This is a genomic window from Nonomuraea insulae (assembly GCF_042656245.1).
The window spans coordinates 101,163-120,337 of record NZ_JBHSPA010000027.1 but is presented as its reverse complement, the minus strand read 5'-3'; the positions used below and the strand labels follow the sequence as shown (position 1 = coordinate 120,337).

General features: G+C 70.4%; 16 protein-coding genes. 8 read left to right on the top strand and 8 right to left on the bottom strand.

Annotated elements, in window-relative coordinates; genetic code table 11:
• From ACFPZ3_RS22870 to ACFPZ3_RS22860, 3 genes are all read right to left on the bottom strand, one after another.
• Complete coding sequence (locus ACFPZ3_RS22870; protein WP_379516238.1) at nucleotides 1-2,622, bottom strand: phosphoenolpyruvate carboxylase; 2,622 nt, start codon at nucleotides 2,620-2,622, stop codon at nucleotides 1-3.
• Nucleotides 2,623-2,690: 68 nt separating this feature from the next.
• Nucleotides 2,691-4,247 (bottom strand): hypothetical protein, encoded by a 1,557-nt coding sequence (locus ACFPZ3_RS22865; RefSeq protein ID WP_379516237.1) that lies wholly within the window; start codon nucleotides 4,245-4,247, stop codon nucleotides 2,691-2,693.
• The gene (locus ACFPZ3_RS22860; RefSeq protein WP_379516236.1) at nucleotides 4,244-5,014 is read right to left on the bottom strand and encodes an ABC transporter ATP-binding protein; all 771 of its coding nucleotides are present in this window, start codon (nucleotides 5,012-5,014) and stop codon (nucleotides 4,244-4,246) included. The genes ACFPZ3_RS22865 and ACFPZ3_RS22860 overlap by 4 nt, the downstream gene beginning before the upstream one ends.
• A 36-nt stretch (nucleotides 5,015-5,050) precedes the next feature.
• Here ACFPZ3_RS22860 and ACFPZ3_RS22855 point away from each other — a divergent pair, with 36 nt between their 5' ends.
• The 3 genes from ACFPZ3_RS22855 to ACFPZ3_RS22845 all read left to right on the top strand — a co-directional run bounded on the left by ACFPZ3_RS22855 (nucleotide 5,051) and on the right by ACFPZ3_RS22845 (nucleotide 7,883).
• The gene (locus tag ACFPZ3_RS22855; protein WP_379516235.1) at nucleotides 5,051-6,637 is read left to right on the top strand and encodes an acyl-CoA carboxylase subunit beta; all 1,587 of its coding nucleotides are present in this window, start codon (nucleotides 5,051-5,053) and stop codon (nucleotides 6,635-6,637) included.
• Nucleotides 6,634-6,834: an acyl-CoA carboxylase subunit epsilon gene (locus tag ACFPZ3_RS22850; protein WP_379516234.1), complete on the top strand. Its 201-nt coding sequence runs from the start codon at nucleotides 6,634-6,636 to the stop codon at nucleotides 6,832-6,834. Before ACFPZ3_RS22855 ends, ACFPZ3_RS22850 begins: the two co-directional genes overlap by 4 nt.
• Before the next feature lie 107 nt (nucleotides 6,835-6,941).
• Nucleotides 6,942-7,883, top strand: coding sequence for an NYN domain-containing protein (locus ACFPZ3_RS22845; RefSeq protein WP_379516233.1), 942 nt, complete (start codon nucleotides 6,942-6,944; stop codon nucleotides 7,881-7,883).
• Here the strand turns inward: ACFPZ3_RS22845 and ACFPZ3_RS22840 are convergent.
• On the bottom strand, nucleotides 7,841-8,845 hold the full coding sequence (locus tag ACFPZ3_RS22840) for an ArsR/SmtB family transcription factor (protein WP_379516232.1): 1,005 nt from the start codon (nucleotides 8,843-8,845) through the stop codon (nucleotides 7,841-7,843). The genes ACFPZ3_RS22845 and ACFPZ3_RS22840 overlap by 43 nt on opposite strands.
• A 61-nt stretch (nucleotides 8,846-8,906) precedes the next feature.
• On the opposite strand from ACFPZ3_RS22840, the gene ACFPZ3_RS22835 reads away from it, so the two are divergent.
• The 4 genes from ACFPZ3_RS22835 to ACFPZ3_RS22820 all read left to right on the top strand — a co-directional run bounded on the left by ACFPZ3_RS22835 (nucleotide 8,907) and on the right by ACFPZ3_RS22820 (nucleotide 13,126).
• Nucleotides 8,907-10,190, top strand: a complete 1,284-nt coding sequence (locus tag ACFPZ3_RS22835) for an MFS transporter (RefSeq protein ID WP_379516231.1) — start codon at nucleotides 8,907-8,909, stop codon at nucleotides 10,188-10,190.
• Nucleotides 10,191-10,291: 101 nt separating this feature from the next.
• Nucleotides 10,292-11,692 (top strand): AlkA N-terminal domain-containing protein, encoded by a 1,401-nt coding sequence (locus ACFPZ3_RS22830; RefSeq protein ID WP_379516230.1) that lies wholly within the window; start codon nucleotides 10,292-10,294, stop codon nucleotides 11,690-11,692.
• Nucleotides 11,689-12,201: a methylated-DNA--[protein]-cysteine S-methyltransferase gene (locus ACFPZ3_RS22825; RefSeq protein WP_379516229.1), complete on the top strand. Its 513-nt coding sequence runs from the start codon at nucleotides 11,689-11,691 to the stop codon at nucleotides 12,199-12,201. The genes ACFPZ3_RS22830 and ACFPZ3_RS22825 overlap by 4 nt, the downstream gene beginning before the upstream one ends.
• Nucleotides 12,164-13,126, top strand: a complete 963-nt coding sequence (locus ACFPZ3_RS22820; RefSeq protein WP_379516228.1) for a hypothetical protein — start codon at nucleotides 12,164-12,166, stop codon at nucleotides 13,124-13,126. Before ACFPZ3_RS22825 ends, ACFPZ3_RS22820 begins: the two co-directional genes overlap by 38 nt.
• Nucleotides 13,127-13,178: 52 nt before the next feature.
• Here ACFPZ3_RS22820 and ACFPZ3_RS22815 read toward each other — a convergent pair whose 3' ends face one another.
• Entirely contained in the window at nucleotides 13,179-14,333 is a 1,155-nt protein-coding gene (locus tag ACFPZ3_RS22815; protein WP_379516227.1) for an MFS transporter, read from the bottom strand.
• A 90-nt stretch (nucleotides 14,334-14,423) separates the two neighbouring features.
• Here ACFPZ3_RS22815 and ACFPZ3_RS22810 point away from each other — a divergent pair, with 90 nt between their 5' ends.
• Nucleotides 14,424-14,855, top strand: coding sequence for a MarR family winged helix-turn-helix transcriptional regulator (locus ACFPZ3_RS22810; RefSeq protein WP_379516226.1), 432 nt, complete (start codon nucleotides 14,424-14,426; stop codon nucleotides 14,853-14,855).
• Here ACFPZ3_RS22810 and ACFPZ3_RS22805 read toward each other — a convergent pair.
• From ACFPZ3_RS22805 to ACFPZ3_RS22795, 3 genes are all read right to left on the bottom strand, one after another.
• Nucleotides 14,848-15,564 carry a hypothetical protein gene (locus ACFPZ3_RS22805; RefSeq protein ID WP_379516225.1) on the bottom strand — a complete coding sequence of 239 codons (717 nt, stop codon included), beginning with the start codon at nucleotides 15,562-15,564 and terminating at the stop codon, nucleotides 14,848-14,850. The genes ACFPZ3_RS22810 and ACFPZ3_RS22805 overlap by 8 nt on opposite strands.
• 221 nt (nucleotides 15,565-15,785) lie before the next feature.
• A complete protein-coding gene (locus ACFPZ3_RS22800; RefSeq protein ID WP_379516224.1) occupies nucleotides 15,786-16,391 on the bottom strand; it encodes a hypothetical protein in 606 nt (201 codons plus the stop codon).
• Nucleotides 16,388-19,108, bottom strand: a complete 2,721-nt coding sequence (locus tag ACFPZ3_RS22795; RefSeq protein ID WP_379516223.1) for a BTAD domain-containing putative transcriptional regulator — start codon at nucleotides 19,106-19,108, stop codon at nucleotides 16,388-16,390. Before ACFPZ3_RS22795 ends, ACFPZ3_RS22800 begins: the two co-directional genes overlap by 4 nt.
• Between the last annotated feature and the right edge of the window lie 67 nt (nucleotides 19,109-19,175).

Below are 19,175 nucleotides of genomic sequence, written 5' to 3'. Positions count from 1 at the left end.
TCAGCCGGTGTTCTGCAGGCCCGCCGCCACCCCGTTGACCGACAGCAGCAGGAGCGTGGACAGGCGGTCGCGCTCCTGGTCGGACGGGTTCTCCGTGCGCAGGGCGCGCAGGGCCCTGAGCTGCAGGTGGGACAGGGCGTCCACGTACGGGTCGCGGAGCTGGACGGCGCGGGAGAGCACCTTGCGGTTCTCCAGGAGCCGGGTGTGGCCCGTGACGCGGAGGACCAGGTCGCGGGTCGTGTCGTACTCCTCCATGACCTGCTGGGCGAAGTCCTCCCTGCCGCCCAGCGCCAGGTAGCGCTTGGCGATCGAGCGGTCGGTCTTGGCCAGGGACATCTCCGCGTTGTCGAGCATCGCGTTGAACAGCGGCCACTCCTGGTAGGCGGCCCGCAGCTCGTCCAGGGAGCCGACCGAGGCCAGGCCGGTGCCGAGGCCGTACCAGCCGGGGAGGTTGACGCGGGTCTGGGCCCAGGCGAACACCCACGGGATGGCGCGCAGGTCGTCGAGTGAGCGGGGGGCGCCCAGGCCGCGGCGGGCCGGGCGGGAGCCGAGGCGGAGGGAGCCGATCTCCTCCAGCGGGCTGACCAGGCCGAACCACTCGGGGAAGCCGGGCGCCTCGGTGAGGGCGCGGTAGGCCTGCTCCGAGGACACGGCCACCTGCTCGGCCAGGCCGCGGAACCGTTCCGCGGCGGTGGCGGTGCGGGTTCCGACGGTGGGCGAGGAGGCGAGCAGGACGGCGTTGGCCACCTGCTCCAGGTGGCGGCGGGCGATGGCGATGTGGCCGTAGCGGGCGAAGATGACCTCGCCCTGCTCGGTGACCTTGAAGCGGCCCGCGACCGAGCCGGGGGCCTGGGCCAGCACCGCGCGGTTGGCGGGGCCGCCACCGCGGCCGAGCGCGCCGCCGCGACCGTGGAACATGCGCAGCTTGACGTCGTGTTCCGCGGCCCAGGCGGTCAGCTCCTCCTGGGCCTCGTACAGCCGGAGCGTGGCGGCGGCCGGGCCGAGCTCCTTGGCCGAGTCGGAGTAGCCGAGCATGATCTCCATGCGCCGGCCCGTGTCGGCCAGGCGCTGCCGCACCTGCGGGATGTCGAGCATGCCCGTCAGGACGCCGGGCGAGTTGGCCAGGTCCTGGCCGGACTCGAACAGGGGCACCACGTCGAGCACCGGCGCGCGGTCGCCGAGGGCGTGGCCGGCCAGCTCGTACACGGCCGCGATGTCCTCGGCGGAGCGGGTGAAGGAGACCACGTAGCGGGAGCAGGCCGTGACGCCGAAGCGCTCCTGGATCCAGCCGATCACCCGGATCGTGGCCAGGACCTCTTCCGTGCGCTCCGACAGCTCGCCGCCGGCCCGCAGCTCCTCCAGGGCCGCCGCGTGCACCTGGGAGTGCTGGCGCACCTCCAGCTCGGCCAGGTGGAAGCCGAACGTCTCCACCTGCCAGATGAGGTGCTGCAGCTCCCCGTACGCCTGCCGCGGCGCCGAGCCGGACAACGACTCCTGGGCCAGCCGCAGGTCGGCCAGCAGCTCGTCGGGCGAGCGGTAGGCCAGGTCGAGGTCGCGGCGGCGGGTGGCGGCGATGCGCGTGGCCGCGAACAACAGCCACTGCCGGTGCGGCTCGCGCGGTGAGCGGGTGGCCAGCTCGGAGACCACCTCGGGGCTGGCGTCCACGGCCGCCGCCAGTGCGGCCCTGAGCTCGGGCGAGCAGGGCGCGAACTGGCCGGAGGCGGTGAGCGTGCGGGCGATGCGCGTGCAGGCCGTCTCCAGGGCGGTCAGCACATGCTCGGACTGGATCTGGATGGTCTCCCTGGTGACCTTGGCGGTGACGTTCGGGTTGCCGTCGCGGTCGCCGCCGATCCAGCTCCCGTACCGGATGAAGGGCGTGGCCTGCGGCGGCCGGGTGCCGGTGCGCTCGTCGAGCGCCGCGTCGAGTGCGCGGTAGACCTGCGGCACCATGCGGAAGAGCGTCTCGTCGAAGGCGGCCATCGCCGTGCGTACCTCGTCGAGCGGGTCGAGCTTGGTCGAGCGGAGCTGGGCCGTGCGCCACAGCAGGTCGATCTCCTCCAGCATGCGCCGCTTGTTCTCGGCGCGCTCGGAGGCTCCTCTGCCCGGGGTGTTGTACTCGGTGAGCTGGCCGCTGACCCGCTGGATGGCGGTGACGACGGCGCGCCTGCGCGCCTCCGTGGGGTGCGCGGTCAGCACCGGGTGCAGCTCCAGGCCCGGGAGCAGCTCGGTGACGCGCTCATGGCCCAGCTCGTGTACGGCCTGCGCCAGCGACTCGCGCTGCACCCTGCCCTCTGCGTCGCGTTCGCGCAGCGTACGGATGCGGTAGTGCTCCTCGGCCAGGTTGGCCAGGTGGAAGTAGCAGGTGAACGCGCGGGCCACGGCCACGGCCCGCTCGATCTCCCATCCGGAGACCATTTCGGTGATCACATCGGCCGAGACCTCGCCTCTGCGCGCCGCGATGACGGCCTTGCGCAGACGTTCGACGTCGGCCAGCAGGTCCTCTCCCCCCTGCTCGGCGAGCACCTGGCCGAGCAGTTTGCCCAGCAGGCGCACATCGTGACGTAGCTCGTCCGGCATCTCGGTCACGGCGGCACTGCGATGTTCGAGCCCCTGGTCAATCATGTTTCGAAGGGTACAGAGTCGTTTTGTGACGCCGTAGACCGGTCTCATCAATTGGACTAGACCACTTCCTATGTGGCCTTCGACACCGCCGTGAGCAGTTCAGGCGTGCGGGCGAAGCCGATCTTCGCTCCCAGTTTCCTGCCGAGCGCCTCCGCCAGCACCCCGTAGAACGGCGCGAACACGCACACCCAGTAGAGCCCGAACACCAGCGGCAGCACGAACGGCAGCGTGAGCAGCGCGATGCCCACCATGGCGCCCATCGAGGAGGCGAACGCCTGCCCGCCCTGCCCGGGAGCGGCGCCGGTGAAGGCGTTCATCCGGTCGGGCACCGTGTACGGCAGCACCACGCTGGTCACCGAGCCCACCCCGAGCCCGATCCCGAGCGCGCCCCACCCGGCCAGCATCGCGGGCAGGATCGAGGCGGGCTGGCCGGTGAACAGCCCGGTCGCCAGGGCGATCACGGCGAGCAGCGGCACGGCGATCACCGCGTTGGCCAGATGACGCCCGCCCAGGTCGGTGGACACGCCGCGTTCCGAGCCGAAGACGACGGCGTTCATCCACAGGGAACGGCCGTCGATGCCGAACGCGTTGCCCGACTGCAGCCCGATCATCAGTGCTCCCGCGACGGTCAGCACGATGGGCGTCCACGGCGCGCTCCCGTTCTGGGTGAACGAGAACGACAGCACGACCGTGACCACGATGGCGCTGAACCAGCCCACGCGGAACCGGGGCTCGCGCCTGATGTACTTCAGCTCCTTGGTCACCACCGCCGCCAGCGGCCCGTCGGGCAGGAACCTGTCGACCAGGCCGCTCTCCCTGCGTACGGAGGCCGCCTGGGTGGAGACGTCGGGCGTGACCAGGGCGCGGCTCAGCGCCTTGATCCAGAGCCAGGCCAGCACCACCACGAGCAGCGCCACGAACGCCAGCTCGGCGAGCGCGACCAGCCCGCCGTCGGAGATCGCGTGGGCCGTCATGCCGGGCGGGGTCCACCTCAGCACGGCGGCCATCTGGTGCAGCATGGCGGCCGGGTCGCCGAAGCCGCTGTTCATCAGCAGGTTGGGCAGTTGCGAGAGCAGCACGACGAACAGCGCGGCCACGGCCAGCACGTCGCGGCCGCGCCGGGTGCGCAGCGCGCTGGACAGCGCCGTGGTGATCAGCCGGGAGGTCACCACGCAGAGCGCGAACTGCAGCAGCACGGCCACGATCCCGAGCAGCCACCCGCCGGCGCTCGAAGCCAGCCCGACCAGGGCGCCGAACGTGACGATCAGCATCGCCGCGGGCCAGACGCCGGTCACGGACGCGGTGAACAGGCCGATCGCGAGCGTGCGCGTGCGCAGGGGGAACAACGACAACTTCGCCGGGTCGAGCGTGTCGTCGAGGCCGAAGAGCATCAGCGGCACGATCATCCAGCTCACGAGGAAGGCGGAGAAGAACACGGTGACCAGCGACGAGGCGATGTCGGCGGGGGCGAAGCGCAGCAGGCTGGAGAGGAAGAAGCCGAGCGCGGCCAGGCCGGTGGCGGCGACGAGGGTGAAGATGAAGCCGAGCTTGCGCTGGAGGTCTCCGCGCAGGTTCCCGGCCAGCAGGCGCAGCTTGAGCTGCGCGAACAGGGCCACTGTGGTCATGACTTGGGCCTTGCTCCGAGCCAGCTCAGGCCGCCCTCGCCGCCGTTCGGCGAGCGGCCGACGAGCTCCAGGAACGCCTGGTTGAGGGTGCGCTCTCCGCGTACGTCCGCTAATGGGCCCTGCGCCACGATGTGTCCGGAGCTCATCACCGACACCCAGTCGCACAGGCGCTCGACCAGGTCCATCACGTGGCTGGAGAAGATGACGGTGGAGCCAGAGGAGGTGTAGCGCTGGAGCACCTCGGTGAGCGTGTTGGCGCTGACCGGGTCGACGCCCTCGAAGGGCTCGTCGAGGAAGAGCACCGACGGGTTGTGCAGCAGCGCGGCGGCCAGGCCGATCTTCTTGCGCATGCCGGTGGAGTAGTCGATGACGAGCTTGTCGGCGGCGTCGGCGAGGTCCATCACGGCGAGCAGTTCGCCCGCCCGCTGCTCGACGTCGGCCTTGGGGATGCCGCGCAGCCGGCCGTTGTAGAGGAGCAGCTCCCGCCCGGACAGCCGCTCGAACAGCCGCAGCCCCTCGGGCAGCACGCCGATGCGCGCCTTGACCTCCACGGGGTCGCGCCAGACGTGGAACCCGTCCACCTCGGCCCAGCCGCCGTCGGGCCGGAGGAGCCCGGTGATCATGCTCAGTGTGGTCGTCTTGCCCGCGCCGTTGGGGCCCACCAGGCCGGCGAAGCTCCCGGCGGGGACTATGAGATCCACCCCCGCGACGGCGATCTGCTGCCCGTAGCGCTTGAACAGGCCCTGCGTGCGAACCGCGTCCGTCATGGATCCACTCTAGGAGGAGGGACTAGCCTTGCGCGCATGAGCGCTGCCGAGGCAATGCCGGACGAACCGGATATACACACCACCTCAGGGAAGATCGCCGATCTGGAGCGACGGCTCGACGAGGCCGCGCACGCCGGCTCCGCGGCGGCTGTGGACAAACAGCACGCCAAGGGCAAGATGACGGCCAGGGAGCGGGTGCTGGCGCTGCTGGACGAGGGCTCGTTCGTGGAGTTCGACGAGTTCGCCAGGCACCGGTCCTCGATGTTCGGGCTGGACAAACGGCGGCCGTACGGGGACGGCGTCATCACCGGGCACGGCACGATCGACGGCCGGCAGGTGTGCGTGTTCTCGCAGGACGTGACCGTGTTCGGCGGCTCGCTCGGCGAGGTGTACGGCGAGAAGATCGTCAAGGTGGTCGACCTGGCGATCAAGACCGGCTGCCCGATCATCGGCATCAACGAGGGCGGCGGCGCGCGCATCCAGGAGGGCGTGGTCGCGCTCGGCCTGTACGCGGAGATCTTCAAGCGCAACGTGCACGCCTCCGGCGTCATCCCGCAGATCTCGCTCATCATGGGCGCCGCGGCCGGCGGGCACGTCTACTCCCCCGCGCTGACCGACTTCGTGGTGATGGTGGACCAGACCTCGCACATGTTCATCACCGGGCCCGACGTGATCAAGACGGTGACCGGCGAGGAGGTGACGTTCGAGGAGCTCGGCGGGGCCCACGCGCACAACACGAAGTCGGGCGTGGCCCACTACCAGGCCTCCGACGAGCAGGACGCGCTCGAGTACGTCAAGGCGCTGCTGTCGTACCTGCCCTCGAACAACCTGGACGAGCCGCCGGTCTTCGCCGCCGCCGTGGACCTGGAGCCCGATCCCGAGCTCGACGAGGTGATCCCCGACTCGGCCAACCAGCCGTACGACATGCACCAGGTGATCGAGCACGTGGTGGACGACGGGGAGTTCCTGGAGGTCCACGCGCTGTTCGCGCCGAACGTCGTGGTCGGGTACGGCCGGGTGGACGGGCAGCCGGTGGGCGTCGTGGCCAACCAGCCCATGCATTTCGCGGGATGTCTGGATATCAACGCATCCGAGAAGGCTGCCAGATTTATTCGAACATGTGATGCGTTTAATATTCCTATCCTGACTTTTGTTGATGTACCGGGATTCCTTCCCGGGACCGATCAGGAATGGAACGGAATCATCCGCCGCGGCGCCAAGCTCCTGTACGCCTACGCCGAGGCCACCGTCCCGCTGATCACGGTGATCACCCGCAAGGCGTACGGCGGCGCGTACGACGTCATGGGCTCCAAGCACCTCGGCGCGGACGTGAACCTGGCCTGGCCCACCGCCCAGATCGCGGTCATGGGCGCCCAGGGCGCGGTCAACATCCTCTACCGGCGCGAGCTGGCCGCGTCCGGCGATCCCGAGGCCGAGCGGGCCAGGCTCGTCACCGAGTACGAGGACACGCTGGCCAACCCGTACATCGCGGCGGAGCGCGGCTACGTGGACGCCGTGATTCGGCCGGCCGAAACCCGGCCCCAAGTCGTCAGGGCGCTGCGGGCGCTGCGGAACAAGCGGGCCACGCTCCCGCCCAAGAAGCATGGGAACATCCCGCTATGACGGCCCATCTGCGTATTGTCCGAGGCGATGCCACACCCGAGGAGATCGCGGCGTTGGTGGCTGTACTCTCGACCCGGCACGCCGAACCGGAGGCTCCTCCCGTTCCCCGAAGACAAACGTGGCGAAACCCGGCTAGGGCTATGCGTAACCCTGTCGTGCCAGGGAAGTCGGCATGGCGGATGAGCGCTCTACCCTAGATAGATCCTGCGAATCGGGTGTCAAGTTCCCCGGGAGTTGGGACTATCTAGAGAAAGTAGGCGTATATAGTCGGCCGATCAACTAACACCGCGGCCTGGAGGACGACATGGCCATCCCAGACCTCATGCCGCATCCTGTGGCAGCCAAGTACGCCGTCCTAGTGGATGTCGGTTATCTGTACGCGGCGGCAGGTGAAGTGCTGCTCGGTGCGAAGGAGCGCAAGGAATATCGGGTGGCCGCCGATGAGCTCATCCAGAGTCTACAGAAACATGCAGAGGAACGTATTTCCGGCGAACTTCTGCGGATCTATTGGTATGACGCAGCCCGTGACCGCGTGCCGACCGTCGACCAGCGTGTGATCGCCCAGCTTCCGTGGGTCAAGGTGCGACTTGGCAACCTGAACGCCCGTGGCCAGCAGAAGGGTGTGGACGCGCAGATCCGGAGTGATCTGGAGGCACTGGCCAGGCATCATGCGGTCACTGACACGATCCTGCTGGCCGGAGATGAGGACATGGTTCCGGCGGTAGAGGCGGCGCAGGCGTACGGCGTGCGCATCCATTTGTGGGGTGTCGAACCTCCATACGGCACCAACCAGGCCGAACGCCTGGTCTGGGAGTCCGACACCGTCGAAGTGATCACTGCTGAGTTCCTAAGGCCCTTTTTCAGCCGTGCTCCCCAACCCGTGCCGGTCACCCCGCCCGCCGCCGCTCCCTCGCCCGCCCAGGTCTTCGCCGGGCGCACGCCCGTCAAACCGCACGCCAAGCCCGGCCAGGTCGCCAAGCTCGGGCCGAGCCGGCCGCGCGTGGAGGACGTGGGCGAGCACGTGGCGCAGAAGTGGATCCTCACCCGTGGCCGCGACAACATCCGCGACCTGTTGCCCGGCCCGATCCTGCCCACCGTGATCGACACGGAGCTGCTGATCGAGGCGGAGAAGGAGCTCGGGCACTCGTTGCGGCCCTACCCGGAGGCGCGGGTGTGGTTGCGTGACGGGTTCTGGGCGCGGGTCTACAGAGAGTTCGATCTGGGAGTCGGCGTCTCGTCCAAGTGACCCGTCAGGAGTTGTTCGGCCGTCGCCGTGCGGGCGTACAGGACGTATCGGCCCGTGCGGTGGGCCGTGCAGAGGCCCGCCCGGCGTAGTGCGGTGAGGTGCTGGTTCGCGCCCGGCTCCGACAGGCCGGCGCGCTGGGCCAGGTCGCGGGTGGAGGCGGGCTGGTCGAGCTCGGCCAGCAGGCGGGCGCGCGTGCGGCCCAGCACGGCCGCCAGCGCCTGCGGCGGCTCCAGCTCGCGGCGCTCCCAGAGGGTGGCGATGCCGCGCGGCGGGTAGCGGACCGTCGGCTGGTACGGCGGCGTGGTCACCGAGAACACCCTGGGCGAGGCGAACACGCACGGCACCAGCAGCAGCCCCAGCCCGCGCAGCGACCGGGCGCCGGACGCGTACCGGTGCCGGAGGCTCAGCGTGCCCTCCCGCCAGGTGACGGCCTCGTCAAGGTCGGCCAGCATGCGCTGGATGCCCCCCTCGGCCAGCAACCTGGCGCGGTGCAGGATCTCCCCCTCCAGCAGGGAGCGGATCCTCGGCCAGTACGGCGCCATCACGGCCCGCCAGTAGTCCGTCACCTCCGCCGCCAGGCGTTCCAGGCCCCGCTCCGGGTCGTCGTACAGGGCCTGGACCCGTTTCGAGCGTGGACCCGATGTCACGTCCAGATCCGAGCGGACCCGTCCGGCCGCGCCCCGCATCGTGGCGAGTTCGAGCTCCAGGTCGGGCATGGACGTGGACGGCGGCGTGCAGGTGAAGCCCGCTATCGAGATCGTGGGCACCGGGACCAGGTCGGACAGCAGGCGCCAGTCGACGTCCTGGAGGCGGCGGCGTACCCGGTCGGCCCAGGGGCGCAGCAGCGGGTGCCCGGACGGGTCCTTCACCACGCGGACGCTGGCCACGGCCTCGCCCAGCGGGGAGATCGCGAAGCGGGTGTTGGCGATGTCGTGGGCCGTGAACGTCAGGTCGAGGGTCATTGGATTCGCTCGTCACTTAATCGATAGCGCTTTTCGTTGATATTTCAGCATCGTGGCAGGCATGTCGGCAACTGCGGTGGAAGAGCCGCTTCTGCGTCTTCGTGCGTTTCGCAACCTGTTCGTCGCCGCTGCGGTGAGCCAGCTCGGCTCGCAGATCAGCTACGTCGCCCTGCCCCTGCTCGCCGTGACCGTCCTCGGGGCGGGCGCGGGCGAGGTGGGGCTGCTGTCCTCGCTCGGGACTCTCACGGTGCTGCTGCTCGGGCTGCCCGCCGGGGCCTGGATGGACCGCGTACGGCGGCTGCCCGTCATGATCACCGCCGATGTGGCGCGGGCGGTCGTGTTGTTGTCGGTGCCTCTGGCGTGGTGGGGCGGGTGGTTGTCCATGGGGCAGCTGTACGTGGTGACGGTGCTGGTGGGGGCGGGGTCCTTGGTGTTCGACGTGGCGTCGCTGAGTCTGGTGCCTGGAGTGGTGGGGCGTGCGCGGCTCACCGCGGCCAACTCGCTGCTCGTGGGGACCGGGGCCGGGATGGACGTGGCGGGGCGGAGCGTGGCGGGGGTGCTGGTGCAGGTGGCGGGGGCGCCGGTGGCCGTTCTGCTGGACGCGATGAGCTACCTGTGGTCGGCGGTGTGGTTGCGCGGGGTACGCGAGCCGGGCGGTCCGGCTGCCGGGGTGCGCGAGCCCAGCGGTCCGGCTGGCGGCGCCGATGGGGGCGGTTCGGCTGCTTCCGGTGGGCGTGAGCCGATCGGGCGGCAGATCGGGGCCGGGGTTCGGTTCCTGTTCGGCGACCCGATCCTCGTCGCCTCCCTGATGCAGGGGGCGATGGCGAACCTGGCGTTCCCGCTGTGCTCGGTCCTGCTGCCCGTGCTCTTCGTCGAGCAGCTCGGCTATCCGGAGTGGGTGCTGGGCGCCTACCTGGCGGTCGGCGGGCTCGGGGTGCTGGCGGGGTCGTCGTCCGCGTACCTCATCGGGCGCCGGTTCGGGACGGGGCGGGCGGCGTGGCTCGTCAGCCTGGCGACCGCGCCGGCTTCGCTCGTGATCCCGTTCCTGGGGCACGGGCCGTGGTTGTGGGCGGGGGCGGCGGCGTGGTTCGTGCTGACGTTCCGTACGGGGGTGAACAACGTGCTGCTCGTCAGCCTGCGGCAGCGCGTGACGCCGGACGACATGCTGGGCCGGATGACGGCGACGATGCGGCTGCTGCTGATGGGGGCGCTCGGCCTGGGCGGGCTGCTGGCGGGCGCGCTCGGCGAATTGTGGGGCGTGCGGTCGGCGCTGTGGCTGGGGGCCGGGATCATGGCGCTGAGCTGGCTGCCGTACCTGCGCTCCCCGCTGCGTACGCAGCCCTGAACCAGCTCCCCGTTCACGTCCGATTCCCGCTACCGCCCATGCCACGTCGGGGTCCGATTTCCGCCAGTCAGCGTCCTTGGGAAGCGCATACTGTCAGAGGCATGGCCCCACTAGAGCTCGATTTCGACTCCTGTTACCGGGCCGTCTCCGCCAGGGACTCCCGGTTCGACGGTCGTTTCTACACGGCGGTGACGACGACGCGCATCTACTGCCGTCCGATCTGCCCGGCCCGCACTCCCTCGTCCCGCAACGTGCGCTTCTACCGGCACGCGGCGTCGGCGGAGGCGGCCGGGTTCCGGCCGTGCAAGCGGTGCCGGCCCGAGCTGTCCCCCGGCGATCCCGGCTGGGACCTGCGCGGCGACCTCGTCGGACGGGCGCTGCGGCTGATCGACGACGGGTCGGCCGACGATCACGGTGTCGCCGGGCTGGCCACGCGGCTGCACATCACCGAGCGCCACCTGCACCGGCTGTTCGTCGCCGAACTGGGCGTGGGGCCGCTGGCGGTGGCACGGACGAAGCGGCTGCTGCTGGCCAAGCAACTCCTGACGGAGACGGCGCTGCCGGTGACGGAGGTGGCGTTCGCGGCGGGGTTCGGGAGCGTGCGGCAGTTCAACGCGACGATGCGCGAGACGTACGGCTTCACACCCAGCGAACTCCGCGCCACGGCGGGGCCCAGGGCCGCCGAGCTCGCGGCCGGACCGGCCACGTTGCGGTTGCGGTTGCACCGGCGGGAGCCGTACGACGTGGACGGGGTGTTCGCGTTCCTGGCCTCCCGGGCGATTCCCGGGCTGGAGGTGGCGGATCGAACGTCATACGCCAGAGCCGTACCGGGCGGGACGATCACGCTCACACCCCAACGAGACCACATAGCCCTGGACGTGGCGGTCGAGGACACACGGCAGCTCGCCCGGGTCGTGGCCCGCTGCCGCCGCCTCCTCGACCTGGACGCGGACCCGGAGGCCATCTCCGAGGTCCTCGGCCAGACCTCGCTCGGCCCGCTCGTCAAGGCGCGGCCGGGGTTGCGGGTGCCGGGCACGTTCGACGGGTTCGAGCTGGCCGTGCGCGCGGTCGTGGGCCAGCAGATCTCGGTGGCCGGGGCCCGTACGCTGCTCGGCCGCATCGTCGCCAGGGCCGCCGCGCCCGGCGGGCTCTTCCCCACCGCCGCCCAGCTCATGGAGACCGACCTGACCGGGCTCGGCCTGACCAACCGCAGGATCGACACGCTCAAGGACCTGGCCGCCCGCATCGCGGAGGGCCAGATCGACCTGGACGGCGGGCAGGACCCGGCGGAGGCGGTGGCGGCGCTGCTGGAGGTCCGGGGCATCGGCCCGTGGACGGCCAGCTACGTCGCGCTGCGCGCGCTGCGCGACCCCGACGCCTGGCCCACGGGCGACCTGGTGCTGGACAAGCGCATGGCCGCCCTGGGCATTCCGGAAGACCACATCGAGCGGTGGCGCCCGTGGCGGGCGTACGCCGCCCTGCACCTCTGGAGTTCCTCATGATCGCAGCTCAGCTCGTACCGACGCCGGTGGGCCCGCTGGCCCTGCTGTCCCGCGAGGGCACGCTGGTCGCGGCCGGCTTCACCGCCGAGCCGAAGGAGATGTTCGTCCGGCTCACCCCCGCCCTGCAGGCGGAGGGCCTGGAGGTGGCGGACGGCCTCGGATCTGCCATGGAGGCCGTACGCGCCTACCTGGACGGCGACCTCGACGCCCTGGACGCCATCCCGGTCTCCCAGCCCGGCACCCCCACCCGCAAGCGGCTCCACGCGGCGTTGCGGGAGGTCAAGGCTGGGACGACCGTGTCGTACGGGGAACTGGCCGTACGAGCGGGCCTGCCGAAGACGGCCGCTCGGGCGGCGGGCTCGGCCTGCGCCCAGAACCTCATCGCGCCTTTCGTCCCCTGCCATCGGGTGCTGCCCAGTAGCGGGGGGTACGGCGGCTATTACTACGGCGTACCGGTAAAAGAGTGGCTCCTTGCCCACGAAAGTGGAGGTATCGCTAACCCTAGGTAACGTATCCACTGCTCTAGGTAATGTCTCCATCATGACAGTGACCGCAGAGCACGAATACCTCATAGAGCTCGTGCGACATCGCCCATCTCTGGTCACGTCCCTGCTGACCGAGATGGGCTATGCCGTGCCGAGCTTCGATGAGGCGGAGCTGGGCAACACCGACTTCACCGAATGCAGACCCACGGAATACCGCGCCGACTCGGTCGTCATCCTGGCCAAGGACGGGACACCCGCGTGGGCGGTGGTGCTGGAGGTCCAGCGAGAGTTCGACCCCGACAAGCAGTGGTCATGGCCGGTCTATCTGAGCACGTTGCGGGCACGTCACAAGTGTCCGGTGCTGCTCCTGGTCTTCTGCCAGAAGGCGGCAACGGCCAGGAGGTGCGCCAAGGCCATCGACATGGGGCATCCCGAATGGGTGCTCCTGCCAATCGTCCTAGGGCCAGAGAATGTGCCCGCGATCACCGACGTCACGCGAGCCATCGCCGAACCCGAACTCATGGCCCTCTCAACGATCGTGCACGGCAACCTCCAGTCCGAGGTGACAGCCAAGGTCCTGGCCACTTTCGTCGAGGCCTACTTCCAGGGATCAAAGAACCGGAAAGACTACACTGGGCTTGTTCTCATGCTGCTGCCCAGGTCCGTCGCCACGAAGTTGTACGAGGAGCTCACGGTGAACGTACGTGTCGAAGACCTCCAGCACCTCCCATTCGCCCTCGAGTGGGTCGAACTCGGCGAGGCCAGGGGTGAAGCCAGAGGTGAGGCCAAGGGTGAGGCCAAGGCCATCCTCAGGTTCCTGAGCAGCCGTGGCGTTCACGTCTCACACGAAGCCCAGGAGCGCATCCTTACCTGCACCGACCAGGAAACCCTGGAAACCTGGATCGACAGGGCCACCACAGCCACCAACGTCGACGAGCTGTTCGCCTGATCAACCCCGCAGGGCTGGCACGGCGCTCCCGCCGTACCAGCCCCGACCTCGATCAAGCAGGCACCAGCCGCCGAGTCTGCACGCCCGCGACACCCGCCACAGCCAGTCCTGCCAACCCGAGCAGGGCGGCGGTCCAGGCGGGAGCCGTGTAGCCGAGGCCCGCGTCGATGGTGAGGCCGGCGGCGAAGGAGCCGATGGCGTTGCCCAGGTTGAAGGCGCCGATGTTGGCGGCCGAGGCCAGGGTCGGGGCGCCGGTGGCGGCGTCCAGGACGCGGGTCTGCAGGGGCGGGACCGTGGCGAAGGCGGCCACGCCGAACAGGGCGATCGTGATGACGAAGGCAACCTGGTTGCCCGAGACCAGGGCGACCACCACGGCCAGGAGCGTGAGCAGGGCGACCGAGCCGTAGATGCTGGGCATGACGGCCCGGTCCGCGAGCTTGCCGCCGATCAGGTTGCCCACCACGAGCCCGACGCCGAACACGGCCATCACCACGGGCACCGCGCCCGGGGAGAAGCCTCCGACGCCGGTCATGATCGGGGCGATGAACGTGATGACGGCGAAGACGGGGGCGAAGCCGAAGACGGTCATGGCGAGCGCCAGCCAGACCCCGGCCTTGCGGAACGTGGCCAGCTCACTCAGCAGGCCGCCACCGGTGGGGCGGGGCTGATGGGGTACGAGGGCCAGGACGCCGAGGAAGCCGACGACGCCGATGGCCACCACGAACCAGAACGTGGCCCGCCAGCCGAACGCCTGCCCGATCCACGTACCCAGGGGAACCCCGAGCACGTTGGCGAGGGTCAGGCCGGTGAACATCAGGGCGATGGCGCTGGCCCGCTTCTGCGGCGCCACGAGGTCGGCGGCGACCACCGAGCCGACCCCGAAGTACGCGCCGTGCGCGAAGGCCGCCAGGAAGCGGCCGACCATGAGCACGCCGTACGAGGGGGCCAGCGCCGACAACAGGTTGCCCACCACGAACAGCACCATCAGCCACAACAACACGGTCTTGCGCGACAACCGGCCGCCGAGCATGGTCAGCGGCGGTCCGCCGACGGCCACGCCAAGGGCGTAACCGGAGACCAGCAGGCCGGCGACCGGGATGGTCACACCGAAGTCCATGGCCAGTTCGGGCAGGAGTCCGTTGATGATGAACTCCGTGGTCCCGATGCCGAAGGCGCTGATCGCGAGGGCGAACAGGGCGAGAGGCATAGAATACTCCCCAGACGACGTTAGAAGGCGTAGACATTATTTGCACACGCCGACTAACTGACCATACAACTATGTCGAGGAGGCTGTCACATGGCGATAGCCGATGACGCCGTCGAAGCGCGCGCCCAGGGCTGGCGCACCCTCGCCGCGCTGCACGGGAAGATCGAGGACCGGCTGGAGAAGGCGCTGCAGAAGGAGCACGAGCTCAGCGTGAGCGAATACACGGTGCTCGACGTGCTGGCCAGGCAGGACGGGTGGCACATGCGCATGCAGCAACTCGCCCGCGCCGTGGTGCTCAGCCAGAGCGCCACCACCCGGCTCGTGACGCGGCTGGAGAACCGGGGGCTGCTGCGGCGCTACCTGTGCGAGGACGACCGTCGCGGCATCTACTCCGAGGTCACGCCCCCGGGGCGCGAGCTGCTGGAGCTGGCGGGGCCGACGCACGACACCGTGCTGAAGGAGGTGCTGGCCGAGGCGGCGGAGCAGCCGGAGCTCGCCCCGCTCGCCAGGGTGCTCAGTTAGCGGGGGGCGTGACGTTGCTCTGGATCTCGCCCACGGGCACGTCGCGCGTGGCCTCCAGCTGTACGGGGTCGAACTGGAACGGCACCGCACCGCCCTGGCTCTGAATGTCGACCGGCCAGACGGTGGTGACGGTGAGCGTGTACTTCTCGCGCGGCTGGTCGATCGACGCGCGCATATAACGCACGCCGCAGGAGAACGCGCCGCCCCGGGTGTACGGCTTGCCGACCGCTCCGCAGCCGGTCTCGGTCACCTCCGCGCGGTCGGGCGTCGTACCCGGGTCGATCTCGATGCTCTTGAGGGTCGCGACCAGCGTCACGCTCATGACTCCGGGAAGCTCCGCCGTGACGGTCCTGCGGGGCTGGCCGACGCCTTCGAGCCAGACCCAGGTGGGCAGGTTGACGAAGCTCTTGGCATCGGGGCTCAGCTTGATGGTGGGCTCCGGCACGGTCAGCGCGGCCCGGGCGATCTGCGCCAGCTGTTCCAGGGTGATGCCGGAGGGCGGCGTGTTCCCGGTGGGCACGAAGACGAACTGCTCAAGGTTGGTCCAGCAGGCCACACCGTTGGGGTCGGCCTCGTTCAGGGCGGGCAGCCACCAGCGCCCATCTTGCCCGATCTTGTCCTTGAACTGCTGGATGAACGCCTGGTGGCTCTCCTCATCGATCCGTGCCCGGTTCGCCGCGTCGCGGCCCTCGCTACGCTGACGGAGCATTTCCTCCGGGGTGGGTCCCGGCTCGTACCAACACGGACTAGGGATGCGATAGCCGTCGCCGCTGCCGCCCTTCACGTCGCCGCTGACCCTGACGCCGGTGTGTTTTCCCCTCCACCCAACAGTGTTTCCTGACTGCTCCTTCTCCTGGGTCGTGTTCTCGCCGGGGCCAGGGATGGGGCCGAGGAGCAGCGGTGTTACGAGCAATGCCGCGAGCCAAGCTTTCATCGGGTGCATCTCTCTCTGGAGGGAACGTAGGTCCTGATGCGCCAAACCCCGTCGTCACCGCGGCGAGCGGCCACGCTCTGGCCGTAGGGGGCGCGCAGCCACTCGGGCTGGGGGCTGATGGCCTTCCCGGTGCGGGAGGAGACCATCCGGACCCCCGACTCGTCGACGCACGCGTCGATCTGAGCGCCCTTGCCCACCCGTGCGCTGACGCGCAGGTTGTAGAGGCGCCCGACCCCGCGCATCGACCATCCCTCGTCGGCGAAGTCCTCCACCCATTCGCTCGCCTGGACGGCCGCGTCCAGCTCAAGGCCGCGTTTGTAGACGCGCTGCCCTTCGGCCACTGCTCTGCGGGTGCCGACGTACTGCTCAACCATGACCTTCAGCAGCGGATCCGGGGCCGCGGGCCATTCGATGCGCGCCCGCAGACCCTCGGCGACCGTTACCGTCTCGGGTCCTGACCGCGGTTCTTCCTGTGCGGGGTGGGATCGCGGGGTGCTTCGTGTGGGGGCCGGCGCGGCCTCCTGAGGCTGGTACGGCCGTTCCGCCGCGCCGCAGCCCGCAACGAGCAGCAGGATCAGCAGTGTTGTCTCCGCACGTCTCATGCCGATGACTCCCTCACCACATGGATGCGCCACGTGGGCAGCAGTTCCTCGATCAGCGCCTCGGTCTCCGGGGCCATCCCGCCCCCGTAGGGGTGGGAGGAGGCGCGGCGGGTGAGGCCCTCGACGACGGCGCGCAGGCGTACGAGGTCCTCGGTGGCGTGGGTGGCGCGCAGGAGGTCGCGCCAGAGGCCCTCGTCGTCGGGCGCCAGGAGCAGGGCGGCGCGGACGGCGGCGACGGCGGCGTCGGGCTGGTTCTGGGCGAGCCGGAGTTCGCAGAGCTGGTGGGCGGCGTCGGCGATGGCGGCGCTCACGTCGTACTCCAGGTCGTCGGCCGCCAGCCAGGCGTACCTGCCGGGCCCGCGAGCGGTCAGCAGGGGCCCTCTGACCAGGCCGAGTGCCTTCTCCAGGAGGATGGCCCTGGCCGTGGGGTCGCCCTGCGAGCGGCGTACGAGCTCGCGGAAGAGCGCCCAGTCCGTGCGGACGTCGGGTCCCAGCCTGAGCCGGCCCGCCTCGTCGGCGAGCAGGTGCTCGGGGCCCAGCCACTGCGCGACCCTGGCGATCGTGGCGTCCCTGACCATGTCCTGCACGCCGCGCGGCCAGAGCACCCCGCCGAGCACCACCGGATGGACGCCGCCCACATGCGTGGCCAGGTACACCAGCAGCTCGGTGGCCAGCTCCATCCGGCCCTCCTCCAGCGGGGGCAGGCCGAGGATCTCGACGGGGCCGAGGATCCTGATCTCCACGGCGGGCGGGTGGAGGCCCCCCAGCGGCTCGGGTTCTGGGATGGCCTCGCCGTCGAGGCGGTCGGCGGTGCGGAAGAGGTCGATCAGGGCGCGGTAGTGGCGGCGTGGCAGGAGCTGGGCGTCCACCTCGAAGCCCAGCTCGGCGAGCCTGGCCTTGCCGTCGTCGCCGATCTCCAGGGTCCAGGTGGCGTGCGGCACCTCGCCCGCCAGCACGTATCCGGCGGTGTCGCGGCGGGCCAGCAGGGCCAGGCGGCGGGCCTCCTCGTGCGTGGGCGCCACCGCGGACAGCAGGTAGTGGGCGCCGCGCGGGCTGCCGGTGATGCGGCCGGTCAGCACCTCCCTGCGCGGCGCGGCGGCGGCCTCCAGCTCGGGCAACACCTCGGCCAGGCTGCCGACCGCCCTGATCCGGCCGGGCGCGATCGCGGTCAGCTCCGCGCCGAAGCCGACGAGGGTGATGCGCATGCGGTCGGACCAGCGGTTGGTGGCCAGCTCGACGGCGAGGGCGGCCAGCGCCGCGGTGGTCTGCGGGCCTCGTACGTTGATCAGGCCCTGCGCGGCCTCCAGGTCGATCAGCACGCGCCCGCCGGCGTCCGTGCCGATGGAGACTAGCCCCGGGTACGGCGCGCCGCCCGAGGTCTGTCCCTCGGGCAGCAGGCGGCCTTCGTGGGCGGGCAGTCGCCAGACCTGGCCGCCGTCGGCCACCGTCCAGGGGGCGGGCGGGTCGTCGTCTGCCGGGTGGATCCACAGGTCGAGGTTGCGGGCCGACAGGTGGGCCCCGTACACGATGGGCGGGGTGCGGCGCTGGGCGGCCAGTTCGGCGCCGAGCACGCGGAGACCCACGTCGAGGACGCGGGCGCCCGGCGCGTCGCCGCCCAGCCTGAGCGCGACCTCGGCCTGGGCGGCGTCGTCGCGCGGGCGAACGATCCTGCGGCCGAAGACGCGGCGCCAGAGTTGTTCGCGGCGGCGGATGGCCAGGACGAGCAGCAGGCCGGCGGCGGCCAGGGAGGCGGCGGCGAGGTAGTCGGTCAGCTCGCCGGTGTCCTGGCTCTGCCGGACGGCCGTGGGCTGCTGGTCCCGCTGCTTGTTCTGCTGTTCCTGGCGCTCCGGCTCCTGGTCGGGGCGGCGGTGCTTCGCCTCGCCCTTGTCGGGGGTCTTGTGCTCTTTGGAGTCCGCCTTGGAGTCCACGTGGGCGCGGCCCGGGTGGTCGCGCAGCGTCTGCTCGCGGGGCTGGCCGGAGGGGACGATGTGGACGTGTCTGGCGTCGTCCGGCATGTCCAGCACCCAGCCGGGCCTGATCAGGTCGGCCATCTTCAGCCGGGTGCCGTCCGGCTGCACTTTCGCCTGATTAAGACGGTAAATTTCGGGATATCGGCGGCCGTCTCCAAGGCACTTCTCGGCGATCTCCCACAGGCTCTCGTGGTGCCGCCCGTGCGGAGGCTGCACCACGTACACCTTCTTGGTCTTGGGCGTCTCCATGCTCTTCTCGACGATCGGCGCCGAGTACGCGACCGCCGTCACCGGCGGAGCGGCGGGCGTGGGCGCCAGCTTGGCCAGCGGAATCACCATCGCCCCCGCCGTGAACAGCAGCAACACGGCCGAGACGAGCTTGTTGGCGAGGAACTGCATGCCGCCGGACATCGGCACGCGGGCGGGCATGCCGACCCGGCGGACCCCGGCGTACACCTCGACCAGCACGCAGAGGAAGAGTTGGAACCAGGCCAGCCACACCAGCAGCACGAGCACGGCGATGATCGTGGTGGGGCCGATGTTCCCGGCCAGCACGTCGACGTCGAGCAAATCGGAGGTCACGGGCGGCCCGACGAACGTGAGCAGCGCGTACGGCACACCGCCCACCAGCGCCACCAGCACGATCAGCGCCCCGATCCCGGCGAGCACGTCGCCGAAGCTGCGCCTGGCCGGTACGCGCACGGGAACGTGACGTCCGTGGGGACGCGCGGGCTCTCGCGTCGGCATCGCCTCTCCCTTCTCCGCTCCAGCGTCGTGCCTCGTATGTCCCGCGATCCATCGACCGGCGGGAATC